13 protein-coding genes are annotated in these 17776 nt (G+C 67.5%); 6 read left to right on the top strand and 7 right to left on the bottom strand.

Features of this window, described 5'->3' with window-relative positions; all coding sequences use genetic code 11:
• Positions 1 to 84 precede the first annotated feature (84 nt).
• On the top strand, positions 85 to 1608 hold the full coding sequence (locus AC6I9V_RS16345; RefSeq protein ID WP_349413698.1) for an ArnT family glycosyltransferase: 1524 nt from the start codon (positions 85 to 87) through the stop codon (positions 1606 to 1608).
• Positions 1605 to 2750: a glycosyltransferase gene (locus tag AC6I9V_RS16340; RefSeq protein WP_497900161.1), complete on the top strand. Its 1146-nt coding sequence runs from the start codon at positions 1605 to 1607 to the stop codon at positions 2748 to 2750. Before AC6I9V_RS16345 ends, AC6I9V_RS16340 begins: the two co-directional genes overlap by 4 nt.
• A gap of 107 nt (positions 2751 to 2857) precedes the next feature.
• On the opposite strand, the gene AC6I9V_RS16335 is transcribed toward AC6I9V_RS16340, so the two are convergent.
• From AC6I9V_RS16335 to aspS, 3 genes are all read right to left on the bottom strand, one after another.
• On the bottom strand, positions 2858 to 3166 hold the full coding sequence (locus AC6I9V_RS16335) for an FtsX-like permease family protein (protein WP_497900160.1): 309 nt from the start codon (positions 3164 to 3166) through the stop codon (positions 2858 to 2860).
• A 387-nt stretch (positions 3167 to 3553) separates the two neighbouring features.
• Positions 3554 to 4309: a GNAT family N-acetyltransferase gene (locus AC6I9V_RS16330; protein WP_497900338.1), complete on the bottom strand. Its 756-nt coding sequence runs from the start codon at positions 4307 to 4309 to the stop codon at positions 3554 to 3556.
• A 128-nt stretch (positions 4310 to 4437) separates the two neighbouring features.
• Positions 4438 to 6219: an aspartate--tRNA ligase gene (gene aspS / locus AC6I9V_RS16325; RefSeq protein ID WP_497900159.1), complete on the bottom strand. Its 1782-nt coding sequence runs from the start codon at positions 6217 to 6219 to the stop codon at positions 4438 to 4440.
• A 96-nt stretch (positions 6220 to 6315) separates the two neighbouring features.
• Between aspS and AC6I9V_RS16320 the strand changes: the two genes are divergently transcribed.
• Positions 6316 to 7590 (top strand): APC family permease, encoded by a 1275-nt coding sequence (locus AC6I9V_RS16320; protein ID WP_497900158.1) that lies wholly within the window; start codon positions 6316 to 6318, stop codon positions 7588 to 7590.
• Positions 7591 to 7602: 12 nt separating this feature from the next.
• Here the strand turns inward: AC6I9V_RS16320 and hisS are convergent, their stop codons facing one another.
• Positions 7603 to 8949, bottom strand: coding sequence for a histidine--tRNA ligase (gene hisS / locus AC6I9V_RS16315; RefSeq protein WP_497900157.1), 1347 nt, complete (start codon positions 8947 to 8949; stop codon positions 7603 to 7605).
• 225 nt (positions 8950 to 9174) lie between these two features.
• Between hisS and AC6I9V_RS16310 the strand changes: the two genes are divergently transcribed.
• From AC6I9V_RS16310 to AC6I9V_RS16300, 3 genes are all read left to right on the top strand, one after another.
• Positions 9175 to 9981: a peptidylprolyl isomerase gene (locus AC6I9V_RS16310; protein WP_497900156.1), complete on the top strand. Its 807-nt coding sequence runs from the start codon at positions 9175 to 9177 to the stop codon at positions 9979 to 9981.
• 61 nt (positions 9982 to 10042) lie between these two features.
• Positions 10043 to 11590, top strand: a complete 1548-nt coding sequence (locus AC6I9V_RS16305; protein WP_497900155.1) for a DUF349 domain-containing protein — start codon at positions 10043 to 10045, stop codon at positions 11588 to 11590.
• A 125-nt stretch (positions 11591 to 11715) separates the two neighbouring features.
• Positions 11716 to 12387, top strand: coding sequence for a hypothetical protein (locus tag AC6I9V_RS16300; protein WP_497900154.1), 672 nt, complete (start codon positions 11716 to 11718; stop codon positions 12385 to 12387).
• Here AC6I9V_RS16300 and AC6I9V_RS16295 read toward each other — a convergent pair.
• From AC6I9V_RS16295 to secD, 3 genes are all read right to left on the bottom strand, one after another.
• On the bottom strand, positions 12384 to 14777 hold the full coding sequence (locus AC6I9V_RS16295; protein WP_497900153.1) for a RelA/SpoT family protein: 2394 nt from the start codon (positions 14775 to 14777) through the stop codon (positions 12384 to 12386). The genes AC6I9V_RS16300 and AC6I9V_RS16295 overlap by 4 nt on opposite strands.
• Before the next feature lie 142 nt (positions 14778 to 14919).
• Entirely contained in the window at positions 14920 to 15927 is a 1008-nt protein-coding gene (gene secF / locus AC6I9V_RS16290) for a protein translocase subunit SecF (protein WP_349413709.1), read from the bottom strand.
• Positions 15928 to 17688, bottom strand: coding sequence for a protein translocase subunit SecD (secD, locus tag AC6I9V_RS16285; protein ID WP_497900152.1), 1761 nt, complete (start codon positions 17686 to 17688; stop codon positions 15928 to 15930).
• Between the last annotated feature and the right edge of the window lie 88 nt (positions 17689 to 17776).

Here is a 17776-nt window from a genome sequence, read left to right as displayed (position 1 = left end):
CCCACAGCATCGGAAGCAACCGGAGACCGTCGACCGGCCCGGCACCGGAGCCCGGCCGGTTCAGCTCCCTTCACACTGACCACCATGACCGTCTGGGACAAGGCAGTACTCTCCGCACTCACGGTCGGGGCAGCCGTACTGGCACTGTGGAACCTGACCGGAGCGCCCAACTATCAAGACGACGAAGGCACCTACACGGCCCAGGCGTACGCAGTCGCGTCCGGAAGCCTGGCCCCCTACACCTATTGGTATGACCATCCCCCGCTGGGGTGGATCCAGCTCGCCGCCCTGAACTGGTTTCCCCATCTGCTGGGGTTGGGCGACGGCACCGCCATCGGCGGGACGCGATACGTGATTGCAATGTATTTCGTCGCCGGCGCCGTACTGCTCTACCTGCTCGCCCGTCGGCTGCGCCTGCGGATCCCGTTTGCGACGATGACTGCCGTCGTGTTCATCCTCTCCCCGCTGTCCCTCGTGCTGGGGCGCCAGGTGTACCTCGACAACATCGGCGTCCCCTGGCTCTTGCTTGCCTTCTACCTGGCGCTGTCGTCCCGGGATGCGCTGTGGCACCACATCGGGGCGGGGATCTGCTTCGCCGTGGCGGTACTCTCGAAGGAGACCCTCGCCATCTTCGGCCCAGCCCTGCTGCTGGCCCTCATCCACCGTCCCAAATGGAGCAACCGATCCTTCTCGGTGGTCGGCTTCCTCGGCGCGGGCGGGCTGGTCCTGGCCTTCTATCCGCTCTCGGCACTGCTGCGAAACGAACTGTTGGCGGGACCCGACCATGTATCACTGCAGACGGCTTTGAGCTATCAGTTCCTGGAGCGCTCCGGCTCCGGCACCATTTTCCAGGCGGGTTCGAGCCGTGCGCAGTTGCTGGCAGGCTGGCTTTACTTCGACAAGTACCTCATTGCTGCCGGCCTCGCTGCCGCCGTCGTTTGCCTGCTCCGACGGCGGGCGCAAGTGGTCACCGCGGCAATCGTCTCCTTTGCCGTCCCCATCGTTGTCGGCCAAGGGTACCTTCCAGCCATGTACGTGATTGGCGTGATTCCGTTTCTCGCCCTTGCTTTGGGAACTGCGGTTGACATCGCCTGGAGCGCCATGGACAAGCTGGGCCGTCGTTCGCCGGGATTCAAACATCCCCTGCGCGCCGCTTTCACGCTCGCCCTCGCCGGATCCTTGGTGCTCATGTCCGTTCCGCAGTGGTTCGAACAGGACCGACTCCTCCTGACCGCGGACAGCAACTCTAATTGGCGGCAAGCCATGACGTGGGTCCAGCGCAATGTGTCGCGCCAGGACGTCGTTCTTGCGCCGTACTCCATGTGGCAGGACTTGAACTCGAGCGGGTGGAACAACGCCTGGACCATGATCGCAACGGAGAAGGCGGACCTCGACAGGCAGTTTAGAACCGAACGCCCCGGAGGCTGGCGCGACATCAAATGGATAATCGTCGGCCCGTCCGTGACCTCCAACATCGACAACCTGGGCCTCCAACTGGCAAAGACAGCGCTGGAAAATTCTGAACCTGTCCAGACGTATGGCGAGTGGTCGATCCGGCGGGTGACGGCTGCCCCGGCCCAGGACGCCAACGGAAAGACGCGGCCATGATGCTCTCAATTATTGTTCCGACCCGCAATGAGGCGCCCAACATCGAAAACCTCATCTGTCGAACTGCTGCGGCCTGCGACGGCCTGGATGCGGAACTGGTTTTCGTCGACGACTCAACCGACCGGACACCGGAGCTGATCCTCTATTCCGCGTTACACACGCGGTTGCCAGTTCGGCTCATCACACGCCGGTCGCCCACCGGCGGCCTGAGCGGCGCCGTCGCGGATGGCATTGCGTCCAGCAATGCAGAGTACTGCCTCGTGATGCACGGGGATCTCCAGCATCCTCCGGAAGCGATTCCAGCCCTTCTCGCGGAAATCGAAGGCTCGGGCGCAGACGTGGTCGTCGCAGCCCGCGGCATCGGCCGGCCCAGCGGCCAAGACGGCGTCAGAGCCACGTTCCGCCGTGGGGTCTCCCTGGGAGCCAGGGCCCTGACGCGGTGCCTGTTTCCGCTCAGAATGCGCGGCTGTTCCGACCCGATGTCCGGGTTCTTTGCGATCAGGCGGTCGGCCATTGACCAGGAAATCCTCCGGCCCAGCGGCTTCAAGATCCTTCTTGAGATACTGGCCCGGCACCGGCTGCGGATACGGGATATTCCTATCAGGCAGGACCGGCGAACGGCTGGAGCGTCGAAGGCGCGGCTGCAAACGGGACTGAGCTTCGTCCGGCAGCTAGGACAACTACGCGCGGGGACAGCTTTCCTGTTTGCCATCGTGGGCGCTGTGGGCGCCCTCATGAACCTCATGATCATGGCGTTCCTGCATTCGGCCGGCATCCATTACGCTATCGCCGCGACGGTCGCCGCTGAACTTACCATTTTGTCCAACTTCATCATGCAGGAGCATGTCGTCTTCGGCACGCTGCGCGACAAGGTGAATGGCCGCCGGAAACGGTTCGTCCAGAGCTTCAGCTTTAACAATCTGGAAGCCCTGCTTCGGCTGCCGGTGCTGCTCTTTGCTGTCGATGTACTGCTGATCGACCCGATTGCCGCCCAGGCCGCCACTCTGGTGGGGGCATTCACGCTCCGCTATCTGTTCCACGCGAAGATCGTCTATTCCTCCGGCTGCGCAACCGGTCCTGCATTGAGTCGGCAGTCCAGTGAGCCGGTGGCCCGTATCAACCCCCAGCAGGCCACCCCCTAGCAGCCGCTCAGGTGCCGTTTGGGCCGTTCCTGCCGGTACTGAAAAAGGCCGCCGCCGACGCGTGCGCGGTCCGGATCCTGGTGACGTAGCCGCCGTCGGACACGGGGCTAATCGAAGCGGGTGGCCGTTGTGGCGGTATTGCCCCGGATGAAACCGAATGTCGCGGCGACCGCTCCGATGGCCAGAAGCAGGCTGGGCCCCAGCGCCATGAAGTATCCGGGCCCCGGCCAGGCCACGCGGTAGGCGTCGTTGATTAAGGTCACCATCAGCCAGGCCACGAGGAGCCCCAGGCCGGCCGAGAGCAGCAGGACGGTAAGGAGCGGGACGGCCGCTTCGCGAATGATGATCCAGCGCAGGATGGACACCGGCATCCCCATCAGGTGCATCAGGCCAAGGACACGCTTGCGGTCCAGCACGGCGGAGGCGGTGGGTGGCGACGGCCAGTGACAGCCCGGCAATGGCGACGGCGACAAACATCCCCAGGTACGCGAGCCCTGCCAGGCCTTGGATCAGGCGGGATGGACTGCGGTTTGAAGTCCATGGGTGGTCTAACGGCCGTTCCTGGCAAATCGATGGGCGCAGACTCCCCCGCAGGGGCCCTGCCGGCGCCGGCATCGCACCGATCTGACGAGAATGGCCGCCATCCGGGGTGGCTTAGCGGCCATTCCTGGCAAATTGATGGGCACAGACTCCTCGCAGGGGCCCTGCCCGCGCCGGCATCGCACCGATCTGACGAGTGTGGCCCTGTCGCGTTCCCCGGGACTCCGGTACCGGCAGTCCCGGGGAACACTAGACCGATCCCCCTAGCAGCCGGTCAGGTGCCGTTTGGGCCGTTCCTGCCGGTAGAGGTACCGGCCCGACTCCCCGAAGCCGGCCCGGGCGTAGAGTTCCTGCGCCCCGGTATTGGCCGCCGTGATGAGCAGCCAGTAGCCTGCCAGACCCAGGCGTGCGCCCTCCTCCAGCAGTGCCTGCAGCACTCGGGAGGCGTAGCCCCGGCGTCGTAAATCTGGCCGGGTTGCCATGCAGTACAGGCCGCCGTGGCGGGGGCTGCCGGGTTCGGCGTCGGGCAGGGCGAGTCGTCCGGCGGCGGCCGGGGCGCCGTCGTCGTCGCGCACGAGGGCGTACAGCGAGGGGCAGCCGGTCAGGATGCCGCGGGCGACGTCCAGGGCCCCAGCGTCGCCGCGCCCGTCCACGCTCCACCAGAGCCGCAGCCACTCCGCCGAAGGCTGACTCGAGATCTCGACGCCGTCGCCCGACGCCGCGGCAGAACCGCCGCCGCGCACCATAACCAGCGTTTCGGACTGGCGGGTGAACCCCTCGGAGTCGAGCACGGCGTTCAGCGGCGCGGAGCGCGGGTCGTCGAAAACCTGGAAGATGAGAGGCAGCCGGCGGGCCCGGTACCAGAGCCGGGAGTCCCGGAGCGCCGCGAACTGGGCGTGGGCGTCGACTCCCGGATCCCGGGGCCACACCGAGTTGGCGCGCTGAGTCACGCCGGAGGCGGCGCGGAGCACCCAGCCGCCGGAGTCCTCACGGTCGGCGGCGGGCCAGGCGGCGTCCATCAGCGCCTCCAGCGTGGGCCCGGATTCCGGTTCCAAGGAGTCCCCTTCCTGTCTCAGATCATCACGTCCCCGGCCGACAGCAAAGGCCCCCCGGTTGCCCGGGGAGCCTCTGCGGTGGAGCGGGCCGGCTACTTGGAGCCGTCGTCCTTCTTGTCCTGCGGCTTGAAGTCAACGCCGGCTTCCTTGCGCTGCTGCGCCGTGATGGGCGCCGGCGCTTGGGTCAGCGGGTCATAGCCGCCCCCGGACTTCGGGAACGCAATGACGTCGCGGATCGAGTCCACGCCCGCGAGCAGCGAGACAACACGGTCCCAGCCGAATGCGATGCCGCCGTGCGGGGGCGCGCCGAACTTGAAGCCCTCGAGCAGGAAGCCGAACTTCTCCTGGGCGTCTTCGTGCGAGAGGCCCATGACCTTGAAGACGCGCTCCTGGATGTCGCCCTGGTGGATACGGATGGAGCCGCCGCCGATTTCGTTGCCGTTGCAGACAATGTCATAGGCGTACGCCAGGGCGGTTTCCGGGTCCGTGTCGAAGCTGTCCATGAATTCGGGCTTGGGCGAGGTGAAGGCGTGGTGCACGGCCGTCCACTTGCCGCCTCCGACGGCGACATCACCGGACGCGACGGCGGCCGCCGCCGGTTCGAACATCGGCGCGTCGACCACCCAGCAGAAGGCCCAGTCGCTCGGGTTGATCAGGCCGGTGCGGTGGCCGATCTCGACGCGGGCCGCGCCGAGCAGCGCGCGGGACGGGGTCTTCTCGCCGGCGGCGAAGAAGATGCAGTCGCCGGGCTTGGCGCCGACGGCGTCGGCCAGGCCTGCACGTTCGGTCTCGGTCAGGTTCTTCGCGACCGGGCCGGCAAGTTCGCCGTCCTCCTTGAACAGGACGTAGGCCAGGCCCTTGGCGCCGCGCTGCTTGGCCCATTCCTGCCAGGCGTCGAGGGCGCGGCGGGCCTGCGAGGCGCCGCCCGGCATCACCACGGCACCGACGTAGGGGGCCTTGAAAACGCCGAAGTTGGTGTCCTTGAAGAACTCGGTGAGCTCGGTCAGTTCCAGGCCGAAGCGCAGGTCCGGCTTGTCCGAGCCGTACCGGGCCATCGCGTCGTTATAAGTGATCCGCTGGATCGGGGTGGGGATCTCGACGTCGATCAGCTTCCACAGCGCGGTCACGATGCTCTCGCCGAGCTTGATGATGTCGTCCTGCTCGACGAAGCTGGCTTCGATGTCGAGCTGGGTGAACTCAGGCTGGCGGTCCGCGCGGAAGTCCTCGTCGCGGTAGCAGCGGGCGATCTGGTAGTACTTCTCGAAGCCGCCCACCTGCAGGAGCTGCTTGAACAGCTGCGGGGACTGCGGCAGCGCGTACCAGGAACCCGGCGCGAGGCGCGCGGGGACGACGAAGTCGCGGGCGCCTTCCGGCGTCGACCGCGTCAGTGTGGGGGTCTCGATCTCGACGTAGCCGTCCTGGTGCAGCAGTTCGCGGGCAACCCGGTTGGCCTCGGAACGCAGGCGCAGGTTGCGGGCGGGGCCCGGCCGGCGCAGGTCCAGGTAGCGGTGCTTGAGGCGGGCTTCCTCGCCCACTTCAACGTGCTCGTCGATCTGGAACGGCAGCGGATCGGAGGTGTTGAGGATGGTGACCTTCTCGGCCATGACCTCGATCTCGCCGGTGGCCAGGGCGGGGTTCTCGTTGCCCTCGGGGCGTTTGGCGACGGTGCCGATGACCTGCAGCACAAATTCGTTGCGGAGGCCGTGGAAAACCTCTTCTTCACGAACGACCACCTGGGAGACGCCCGAAGCGTCGCGCAGGTCCACGAATGCGACACCACCGTGGTCACGACGCCGGCCGACCCAGCCGGCGAGGGTTACGGTTTGTCCAATGTGCTCGGAGCGAAGGGATCCGAGGTCGTGTGTGCGCAGCACAGCTCGCCTTTCAGAAGGAAAACAGGGTGGTATTAAATGGGACCGCTACAGGAACGGTCCCGTTCGAGTTTACCCGTTGGAAAGGCCCCGCCTGCCATGGCAATCCCACCACTCCGCCCCGGGCAGCTGCAGCGCCGCCTGGGCGCGGTCGATTCCACCGCGATCGGCCTCGGCTCAATGCTGGGTGCCGGTGTGTTCGTGGTCTTCTCCCCCGCCGCGGCCCTGGCCGGTCCGCTGCTGACCCTCGCCGTGGCCGTGGCCGGCGTGGTGGCCTACTGCAACGCCGTGGCATCGGCGCAGCTGGCGGCCATGTACCCCTCCAGCGGCGGGACCTACGTCTATGGCCGCCGGCAGCTGGGCGAATGGCCGGGGTTCGTCGCCGGCTGGGGCTTTGTCACCGGCAAGACGGCCTCGTGCGCGGCGATGGCGCTGACCTTCGGGCACTATGCGGCACCGGAATTCGCGACGCCGGTGGCGGTGGCCGCCGTCGTTGTGCTGACCGGCGTGAACCTGCTCGGCATCACCCGTACGGCGCTGCTGACCAAGGTACTGCTCGCCGTGGTGCTCGCCACCATCGCGTTCGTGGCGGCGGCGGCACTGCTCGGCCCGCACCCGGCGGGCGCCGGGGCCGCTGCCGGAACTGCCGACGGCCGCAACGTGTGGGGTGTGCTGCCCGCCGCCGGACTGGTGTTCTTCGCTTTTGCCGGCTACGCCCGGATCGCCACGCTCGGCGAGGAGGTCAAGGACCCCACCCGCACCATCCCGCGGGCCATCCTCGGCGCGCTCGGCGGAGCCTTTCTGATCTACCTGGGGCTCGCGGCCCTGCTGCAGTGGCACCTTCCCGCAGCTGAACTCGGCAGCTCGACGGCGCCGCTGCTCGACGCCGTCAGCAGCTCAAGGCTCAGCGTCGGCGCTCCGCTGGTCCAGGCCGGGGCGGCGGCAGCGTGCCTCGGAGCCCTGCTGGCCCTGATTACGGGGGTGGGCAGGACCGCGATGGCGATGGCCCGGGAACGGGACCTGCCCGCACCGCTGGCCCGGGTGGGCGGGGCACATACGGTTCCGATCACGGCCGAACTGACCGTCGCGGCCTCGGTCATCGTGCTGCTGCTGACCACCAACGTCCTGACCGTGGTGGGCTTCTCCAGTTTCGGCGTCCTGGTCTATTACGCGGTGACGAATGCCGCCGCCTTCACCCTCACCTCGCGCCCGTGGCATGCCCCGCGCTGGCTCAATGTGCTGGGGTTTATCGGCTGCCTGCTGCTGGCGGTGACCCTGCCGCCGGCCTCGGCGCTGGGCATGGCCGCCGTGCTCGCGGCAGGGGCCACCGGCCGGTTCCTGGTGCTTCGGCGGCGGAGGGCCTCGACGGGGTAGGAGGGCTGCGGCCTAAGCCTTCAGGACCCGGACGTGCAGGTCTTCCGCGGCCGGCCCCCAGGTCGCCGGATCGGCGTCGAGCTGTTCGCCGGTGCGGATGTCCTTGACCTGGTGCTTGCCGTCGTCGTCGGTGAACCAGACGAAGGGGATGCCGCGGCGGTCCGCGAACTTGATCTGCTTGCCGAACTTCTCGGCCTTGGCCGCGACCTCGGTGGCGATCCCGCGGCCGCGCAGCTGCGCGGCGACGTCCTGCGCCGCGCCCCAGCTGTCGTCGCTGTTGAGGGCCACCAGCACGGCTGTCGGCACGGACCGTGTTGCCTTGGCGAGGTCCTGGCTGAGGATCCGGGAGACCAGCCGGGTCACGCCGATGGAGAGCCCGACGCCGGGGAACTTGCGGTTGCCCTTGCTGGCGAGGGCGTCGTAGCGGCCGCCGGAGCAGATCGAGCCGAGCTGTTCGTGGCCCACGAGCACGGTCTCCACCACGGTGCCGGTGTAGTAGTCCAGGCCGCGGGCGATGCTGAGGTCCGCGACCACCTTGCCCGGGGCGCGCTGGACGGCGGCGGCAATGACCTGTTCCAGCTCGTTCAGGCCTTCCTCCAGCAGCTCGTTGTCCACGCCGAGGGCCCGGACCTGCTGCACGAACGAGGTGTCCCCGGTGCGGATCGCGGCCAGCTTGAGCGCGGCCTGCGCCTGTTCCTCGGTGGCTCCGAGTTCGGTCTTGAGCAGTTCGGCCACCTTGGCGGGGCCGATCTTTTCGAGTTTGTCGATGCTGCGCAGCACTCCGGCGGTGTCGACCAGTCCGATCCCGGTGTAGAACCCTTCGGCCAGTTTGCGGTTGTTGATCCGGAGCAGGAAGTCCGGGATCGGCAGGGCGCTGAGTGCCTCGGCGATCACCAGCGCGATTTCGACGTCGTAGCGGAACGGCAGTTCGCCGTCGCCGACGATGTCGATGTCCGCCTGGGTGAACTCGCGGGCGCGGCCTTCCTGCGGACGCTCGCCGCGCCAGACTTTCTGGATCTGGTAGCGGCGGAACGGGAAGGCGAGGTAGCCGGCGTTTTCCACCACGTAGCGGGCGAACGGCACGGTGAGGTCGAAGTGCAGGGCCAGGGCGTGCGGGTCGGCCTTGTGCGACGGGGACTCGGCGCCCTCGTCGTCCTGCAGCCGGCTCAGCCCGTAGACCTCTTTGTCGATCTCACCCTTGCGCAGCAGCTGCCCGACGGTCTCCACCGCCCGGGTCTCAATCGAGGAGAAGCCGTGCAGTTCAAAGGTCCGCCGCAGGGTATCCAGCACATGCAGCTCCACCAGCCGCTCCTCGGGAAGCCACTCGGGGAATCCGGACAGGGAGGCGGTGCGTGCCATGGTGGAATTTTCTCCTCTGATTACGACGGCGGATACAACGGCCGCGGCGTCGCGCGCAGACCGGCCAGTCGTGCATAAACTGTGTGCGGCAGTCAGTTTATGCTTTTTGCCGCGCGCATCTCTAATGCGCACGCGGCGGGCGGCGCTGCCGCAGCTTGCTTGCTGCACCCCCGACGGCGCCGACGGCGCGCCGCCCGGGATGCGGCCCTACAACCAGGAGGACCATTGGCGGCCAGTTCACGGAGCGCCCGCGAAGCCAAGCGGCGCGTCCAGCAGATGGAGGCAAAGCGTGAGCTGCGGCGCGAGCAGGACAAGCGCCGAAAGCGCGACAACGTCCTCGCCACCGCCGGCGGTGCCGCCGTCCTTGCCCTGGCCATTGTGCTGCAGCTGACAGTCTTCGCCGGCAACCCGACCGAGGACGAATTCAAGGCCGCCGAGGCCGGGCTGAAAAGCCCGTCTGCGTCCGCCACCCCGTCCGCCAGCCCAAGCAACGGCGAAAACATTCCCAAGCCGGAGACCGCGGCGGGCAAGACCTTCACTGGTGCACTTGCCCTCAACCGCGGCACCGTCGGTGTGGAACTTGACGGCACCACCGCCCCGCAGGCGGCCGCCGTGTTCAAATCCCTCGCGGACCAGAACTTCTACAGCGGCGTCAACTGCCACCGGCTAACCACCGCGGAGTCCTTCGGCGTGCTGCAATGCGGCTCCAAGTCCGGGGACGGCAACAGTGATCCCGCTTTCACCTGGGGTCCGCTGGAAAACACCCCCGCAGACAACAAATATCCGGCCGGCACCATCGCTGTGGCACGGACCGGCGGCAACGCCTACGGAAACGGAACCCAGTTCTTCATCGTTTACAAGGACACCGTGATCCCGGCGGACGCCGCCGGCGGCTACACAGCGGTCGGCAAGGTCACGTCCGGTCTGGACGTGGTGGCCAACATTGCCGCGGCCGGTGTCAAACCGGGCGCCAGCGCCACGGACGGCGCACCTGTGGAACCAGTCACGATAGACTCGTTCTCTCTGAAGTAACCTGCCGGGGCCCGCGTGGCCGCGGTGCCGGTATTTCCCTCCAAGCGAAAGACTTCTAGCGGTGACAGACAGTCAGAAATCCGACGAAACAGTGGCAGCAGCTGCCAACGAGACCGAAGCCGAGGTTGCGGTGACCGAAGCGGCCAACGAGGCGACCCCGGCCGAGGCCGAGGCCCCGACGGCGGAACCCGCCGCCGAAGCCGCGGCCGTGGAACCCACAGAGGAGCCCGCCGCCCCGGCCTCTGCGCCGGTGCCTGCGCCGCGCCCGGCGCCGTCGCCCGCCGCCTTTGCGGCCCGCCCGAAGGCTTCGCCGTCCGTCGCCGCACCGGCCGCCACCCCTGCCTCCAGCGCCGCATCGCTTGCCGAGGCTGCCCGCTGGGGCCGCGTGGAGGGCGACGGCCAGGTGTTCCTGACCATCGACGGCGAAGAACACGCCGTCGGCCAGTACCCGGGCGTCAGCGATGACGAGGCGCTGGGCTACTTCGCCCGCAAGTACGACGACGTCCTGGCCCAGATCGTCCTGCTGGAGCAGCGAGTGGCCTCCAAGGCACCGGCCGCGGACATGCAGAAGACCGTGACGCACCTGCGCGAGCAGCTGGCCGAACGCAACATGGTCGGTGACCTCCGAGCCGCCGAGGCCCGCCTGGACACCCTGTCCGGCCAGATCACCGCGCTGGAAAAGACCGAAAAGGCCGAACACGACGCCGTCCGCGCCGCCGAACTGGCTGCCCGCGAGGCGATCGTCGCCGAGGCCGAGGAGATCGCCGGGCACGACCCGGCACAGATCCAGTGGAAGACCTCCAGCGCCCGGATGAACGAACTCTTCGAGAGCTGGAAGACGGCGCAGAAGAGCGGTGTCCGGCTGGGCCGGAGCAACGAGGACGCGCTCTGGAAGCGGTTCCGCGCCGCCCGCACGGTCTTCGACCGGCACCGCCGCGCCTACTTCTCCCAGCTGGACAGCAACAACTCCGCCGCCAAGGCCGCCAAGGAAAAGCTGATCACCGAGGCCGAGGCACTGTCCTCCTCGACCGACTGGGGGCACGCCGCCGGCGAGTACCGCCGCCTGATGGACCAGTGGAAGGCCTCCCCGCGCGCCAGCCGCAAGGACGACGACGCTCTCTGGGCCCGGTTCCGGGCCGCACAGGACGTCTTCTTCACGAACCGGCAGGCCGCCAACGAGGAGATCGACCAGGAATACGGCGCGAACCTCGTGGTCAAGGAAGCCCTGCTGGTAGAGGCCAACGAACTGCTCCCGATCAAGGACCTCGCCGCCGCCAAGAAGGCGCTGCAGTCCATCCGCGACCGCTGGGAGGAAGCCGGCAAGGTTCCGCGCGCGGACATGGGCCGGATTGAGGCCGGCCTCCGGAAGGTGGAGGACGCCGTCCGCAACGCCGAGGATGAGAACTGGAAGCGTTCCAACCCAGAAACGAAGGCACGCACCAACAGCGCCCTGTCGCAGCTGGAGGCGGCCATCAGCGGGCTGAAGGACGACCTGGCCAAGGCAGAGAAGGCCGGGGACGAGCGCAAGATCAAGGCGGCGAAGGAAGCCCTCGAGGCACGCCAGGCCTGGTTGGAGCAGCTGGAACGCTCCGCCAGCGAACTCTCCTAGCATTATCCGCTGAAGCAATCTCCGCCGCCGGGTCTGCCCGCCGGCCGCAACAGGCTCCGCCCGGTTATCCACATGACCGGGGCGGGGCCTGTTCCGCGTTCCGGCCAAGACGGCACGATGGCTGAATGGTCCCTGTGCCCGGCAACCCCGCTTCCGGCTTCCGCATCTCCGGACTGCCGGATTGCCGTTCCCCGCGCGAGCCGGCGGGTGCGCCGTCGCCCGTGCTCTACTCCCCCGGGGCGCTGTTCTCCTGGGTTGAACTCCAGGCCATGGCGGCCGACGGCGTGCTGACGAGGCTCTCGCAGCGCGGCTACCTGCCGCCCGGCGCCGCCTCCACCCCGCAGCTGCGGGCGCGGGCGGCGGCCTGCACCATTCCGCCGCCGATCCGGCAACGGGTCGTCGCCGGGCGGATGACGGCAGCGTGGATCTACGGCTGCGCCGGGGAACCGGACCGGATGGCGCTGCTGGTGGATGCCACCCGGCGGGTCTCCAGCCTCAGGGCCACCCGCGGCTGCAGTTTCCACGAAGTGCGGCTCGGCCCGTTCGATGTCGTCAGCCTCGGCGGGCTTATGGTCTCCAGTCCGCTGCGGACGGCGGTGGACATTGCCCTGCACGTCGATCCGGAACGTGCCCTGCCGGCCTTGGGCGCAATGCTGGCCGCGCCCGAACTCGGCGTGAAGCTGAAGCTGCTAATCCGGGCGGTGGAAGCGACGCCGCGGCTGCCGTACAAGAAGGCTGCTCTGGACAAACTTGCGGCCCTTCCCTCCGGCCGGGAACGCGACCGTCTACACGGCTAGCTGCGGCGGCTGTTGCCGGTGGTGCGGTAGACGTCGAAGACGCCGTCGATTCGCCGCACGGCGCTGAGCACATGGCTGAGGTACTTCGGGTCGCCCATCTCGAAGGCGAACTTGGAGATCGCCACCCGGTCCGTGGACGTGTGCACACTCGCCGCCAGGATGTTCACGTGATTCTCCGAGAGGACCCGGGTGACATCGGAGAGCAGCGACTTGCGGTCCAGGGCCTCGACCTGGATTTCCACCAGGAACACACTGGACTGCGTCGGCGCCCACTCGACCTCGACGATCCGGTCCGGCTGATCCATCAGGCCCGACACGTTGGTGCAGTCGGTCCGGTGCACCGAGACTCCGGAGCCGCGGGTCACGAAGCCCAGGATCGGGTCCGGCGGCACCGGGGTGCAGCAGCGTGCCAGCTTCACCCAGACGTCCCCGACGCCGCGGACCACAACCCCAGAGTCGGAGTAGCGGGCCTTGGTGACCTGGGTGGGGATCGAGACCTCGGTCAGGTCATCCTCGGGCGTTTCGTTGCCGCCGAGGCTCTCGACCAGCCGTTCCATCACGGACTGGGCCGAGGTGTGCCCGTCGCCCACCCCGGCGTAGAGCCCGGAGATGTCCGTGTACTTGAAGTCCTCGGCAATCGCGGCGAGGGCATCGTGCGTCATCAGGCGCTGCAGGGGAAGGTTTTGCTTGCGCATCGCCTTGGTGAGCAGTTCCTTGCCGCGGTCGATCGCCTCTTCGCGGCGTTCCTTGCTGAACCACTGCCGGATCTTGTTGCGGGCCCGGGCGCTCTTGACGAAGTGCTGCCAGTCCTGGCTTGGCCCGGCCCCCTCGGCCTTGGAGGTGAAGATCTCCACCCAGTCGCCATGGTTCAGTTCGCTGTTGAGCGGCACCAGCTTGCCGTTCACGCGCGCACCGATGGTCCGGTGCCCCACCTCGGTGTGGACCGCATAGGCGAAGTCCACCGGCGTCGACCCTGCGGGCAGCGCCATTACTTCACCCTTGGGGGTGAAGACGAACACCTCGCGGGCGTTGATTTCAAAGCGCAGCGAGTCGAGGAACTCGCCGGGGTCCGAGGTTTCCTGCTGCCAGTCCACCAGCGACCGCAGCCAGCCCATGTCGCCGTCGCGGGGGCTTCCCGGCCCGGCGGCCGTGCGGTTGGGTTGGTCCTTGTACTTCCAGTGCGCGGCAACGCCGTACTCGGCACGCCGGTGCATTTCATGGGTCCGGATCTGGATCTCCACCGGTTTGCCGCCGGGGCCGATCACGGTCGTGTGCAGCGACTGGTACATGTTGAACTTGGGCATCGCAATGTAGTCCTTGAACCGGCCCGGAAGCGGGTTCCAGCGCGAGTGCATGGCACCGAGCGCGGCGTAACAGTCGCGCACCGAGTCGACCAGGACGCGGACGCCCATCAGGTCGTTGATGTCGTCGAAGTCTTTGTCGCGGACGATCATCTTCTGGTAGATCGAGTAGTAATGCTTGGGCCGGCCGGTGATGGTGGCCTTGATCTTGGCCGCCCGGAGGTCCTCGGTGATCTGGTTGCGGATCACCGCGAGGTTCTTTTCACGCTCCGGCGTCCGGTCCCCCACCATCCGCACGATCTCCTCGTAGACCTTGGGGTACAGCGCGGCGAAGGAGAGGTCTTCCAGTTCCCATTTGATCGTGTTCATGCCGAGCCGGTGGGCCAGCGGCGCGAAGATTTCGAGGGTTTCACGCGCCTTGCGGGCCGAAGACTCGGCGGAGACGAAGCGCCAGGTGCGCGCGTTGTGCAGCCGGTCGGCGAGCTTGATCATCAGGACGCGGATGTCTTTGGCCATGGCCACAACCATCTTGCGGACGGTCTCGGACTGGGCGGCCTCACCGAAGCTGACCTTGTCCAGCTTGGTGACGCCGTCCACCAGCATTGCGACTTCCGGGCCGAACTCGCCCTTGAGGTCGTCCAGGGTGTAGGAGGTGTCCTCCACGGTGTCGTGCAGCAGGGCGGCGGCCAGCGTCGTCCCGCTCAGGCCCAGCTCGGCCAGGATGGTCGCAACGGCCACCGGGTGCGTGATGTAGGGGTCCCCGCTCTTGCGCTTTTGCCCGCGGTGGCAGCGTTCCGCCACCACGAAGGCGCGCTGGATGAGCTCGAAGTCGTCCTTGGGGTTGTTGGCCCGCACGGTGCGCAGCAGCGGTTCGAGGATGGGCGAATAGGCGGGTGTTCCGCGGCCGGTCAGGCGCGCGAGCCTGGAGCGGGTACGTTCACGGCGTCCGGGGAAGGTCGGGCGGGTCCCTGAGTTGTCCACCGGAACGGCCGCGTCGGGGCGTCCGGGAGCAGCCAAGCCAGTCTGTGCCCCCTGGCCGGCAGCCTGATCCGCCGGAGCTGCGGGCACCGGCGTCGAACGTTCTTCCAATGAAGCACCTCTCACAACCCGTTAATTATTCAAGTCTATTCCCGTGGCGGGATACTTTTGTAACCGGCGCCCAAAGCCCGACGGGCCGGAGAACGTCGGGGACGTTCTCCGGCCCGTCGGGCGGGTTCGGCGGGACTGGCGGCTAGGCCGTGACCGGGGCCGACTTGGCGGCGTTTTCGGCCCGCCGCTGCTGGACCCGCTTGGCCTGCTTGACCAGATCGGGCTCACCCTGGCGCAGCCAGGCGTACAGCGGGGCGGCGACGAAGATGGTCGCCGCGGTACCGATCAGGATGCCCACGAACAGCGCCAGCGAGAGGTCCCGCAGCGTTCCCGCGCCCAGCAGTCCGGCGCCGATGAAGAGGATGGCACCGACCGGCAGGATGGCCACCATCATGGTGTTGATGGAACGCACCAGGGTCTGGTTGACGGCGAGGTTGACCTCTTCGGCAAAGGTGCGCCGGGTGGAGGACTGCAGTTCGGAGGTGTTCTCGCGGATCTTGTCGAAGACCACCACGGTGTCGTACAGCGAGTAGCTGAGCACGGTGAGGAACCCGATGATGGCCGACGGAGTCACCTCGAAGTCGCTGAGGGAGTACACCCCGGCCGTGACGAACATCGTCGCGGCCATGCCGGCGAGGGCGGACAGCGACATCTTCCAGGTCCGGAAGTACAGCGCCATCAGGACTGCGGCCAGGCCCACGAAGATCGCCAGGCCGATCAGGGCCTGCTTGGTCACGTCCGCGCCCCAGGTGGGTCCGACGAACGTCGAGGTGACCTCGTTGTCGGTCACGCCGTAGGCCTTGGTGAGGCCTTCCTTGACCTTGAGGACCTCTTCGTCGTTCAGCTTGTCCGTCTGGATGCGCATGGTGTTGCCGGCGACGTTCGCGACGCGCGGCAGGCTGCCGGAGACGACCTCCTGGACGGCCTTTTCGCCGAGTGCGGCGTCGCGGTCCTTGACGTTGGACACCGTGAACTCGGAGCCGCCGCGGAACTCGATGCCGAGGTTGAACCCGCCTTTGACGACCGGCAGCAGGATGGACAGGGCGACGGCGACGGCGGCGATCAGGAACCAGATTTTCTTGGAACCGACGAAGTCGTAGGAGCGCTTGCCCGTGTAGAGGTCGTTACCGAAAGTGGCGAAGCTGGCCATTTACTTGCCTTCCTTGGACGCGCTCTTGGAGGAACCGGCGAGCTGCTCCTGCTTTTCCGCGAGACGTCGTTCTGCAATGGTCATCCGGCGTTCGGCCTCGGCCGCGGCACCGGTGTTCTTGGCGCGCGGCGCCGGGACGGGCTTGTCGTCCGGTGTCCGGATCCGTCCGGCGCCCCGGTAGAGGGGCACGGCACGGAGCCGCTTCGGGTCGAGGCCCGAGAACTTGTGGCCCTCCCCGAAGAACTTGGTCCGGGCCAGCACCTGCAGCGTCGGGTGGGTGAACATAAAGACGACGATCAGGTCGGCGATCGCGGTAAGGCCCAGGGTGAAGGCGAAGCCGCGGACGTTGCCCACGGCCACGAAGTACAGCACGAGGGCGGCGAGCAGGTTCACGGCCTTGGAGGCCAGGACGGTCCGCTTGGCGCGCTTCCAGCCGTTTTCCACCGCCGAGACCAGGCCGCGGCCTTCGCGGAGTTCGTCACGGATGCGCTCGAAGTAGACGATGAAGGAGTCCGCGGTCTGGCCGATCGCCACGATGATACCGGCGACACCGGCCAGCGAGAGGCGGTAATTCTCCGTCCAGCCGAGGATGGCGATGGCCAGGTAGGTCAGTGCACCGGCCACGACGAGCGAGGCGACGGTGACGAAGCCGAGCGCCCGGTACTGGAACAGCGAGTAGACCACAACGAGCAGCAGGCCGATCAGGCCGGCCAGCATACCCATCCGGAGCTGCTCGCCGCCGAGGGTGGCAGAGATCTGCTGGTCGCTCTGGATCTCGAAGCTGATCGGCAGGGCGCCGAAGCGCAGCTGGTCGGAGAGGGCCTTCGCGGACTTCTCAGTGAAGCCGCCAGTGATCTGCGGGCGGCCATCGGTGATGACGGCCTGGGACCGCGGCGCGGAAATAACCTGATCGTCCAGGACAATCGCGAACTGCGACTTCGGATCCGAGCCGCTCTGGCCGCCGGCGGCAACGTAGAACTTGTTCAGCCGCTCGGTGATGGTCTTGAACTTGGCCGTGCCCTCGTCGTCGAACTGGATATCGACGGCCCATTCGTTGGTGACCGCACCCTGCGCGCCGCGCTGCAGCTGGAAGGAGGAGGTCTTGATGTTCGACCCCTTGACCTCTACCGGGCCGAGGATGTACTTGATCGCGGGGCGGCCGTCGGAGGCCGGTTCGCAGGTCACGAGCGGCTTGGCCGGGTCGGAGCGTTCCTGCTTGTCCTGTGACGGGTTGACGCAGTCGAGGGCTTCGAACTTCTTGTAGACGTCCGCGGTGACCCAGTTCTCGTCGCTGCTGTTTTCGGGCGCGGCGGTCGGCTTGGGCAGCTTGTCTTCAGGGGTGCGCGCCTCGACAGGCACGGCAGCGCCGTCGCCGGCCTGGATGACCGGGCGGAAGTTCATGTCCGCGGACGCCTGGATCAGCGCGCGGGTCTCTTTGGACGGAGTGCCCGGGAGGCTGACGACGACGTTGCGGCCGGACTGGGTGCTGATTTCGGCTTCCGCGACACCGGAGCCGTCGACGCGCTGGCGGATGATCGCCACAGCCTGGTTGAGCTGTTCTTCGTTAATGCCCGAACCGCCCTCCACCTTGGGCGCCAGGATCATCTGGGTGCCGCCTTCAAGGTCCAGGGCCAGCTTGGGGGCCCAGCTGGCCTGCCCGGCCATCGTGCCGCCGGCCAGGACGGCGGTCAGGACGGCGAGCATTACGCCAAGCCAGACCAGCACCCTGCGGGCTGAGTTTTTGGGGCCAGTTCGTGCCATTGTCGATCTTTCTATTGTTTACGGAGGAACCGCCGGTGCGTCCAGGTCAGGACCGCACCGGCGGATGCCCGCGCACTGAAGCTCCGCG

The organism is Arthrobacter sp. SlRoot2-15 (assembly GCF_059739345.1).
This window is presented reverse-complemented; position numbering and strand designations above follow the sequence as displayed.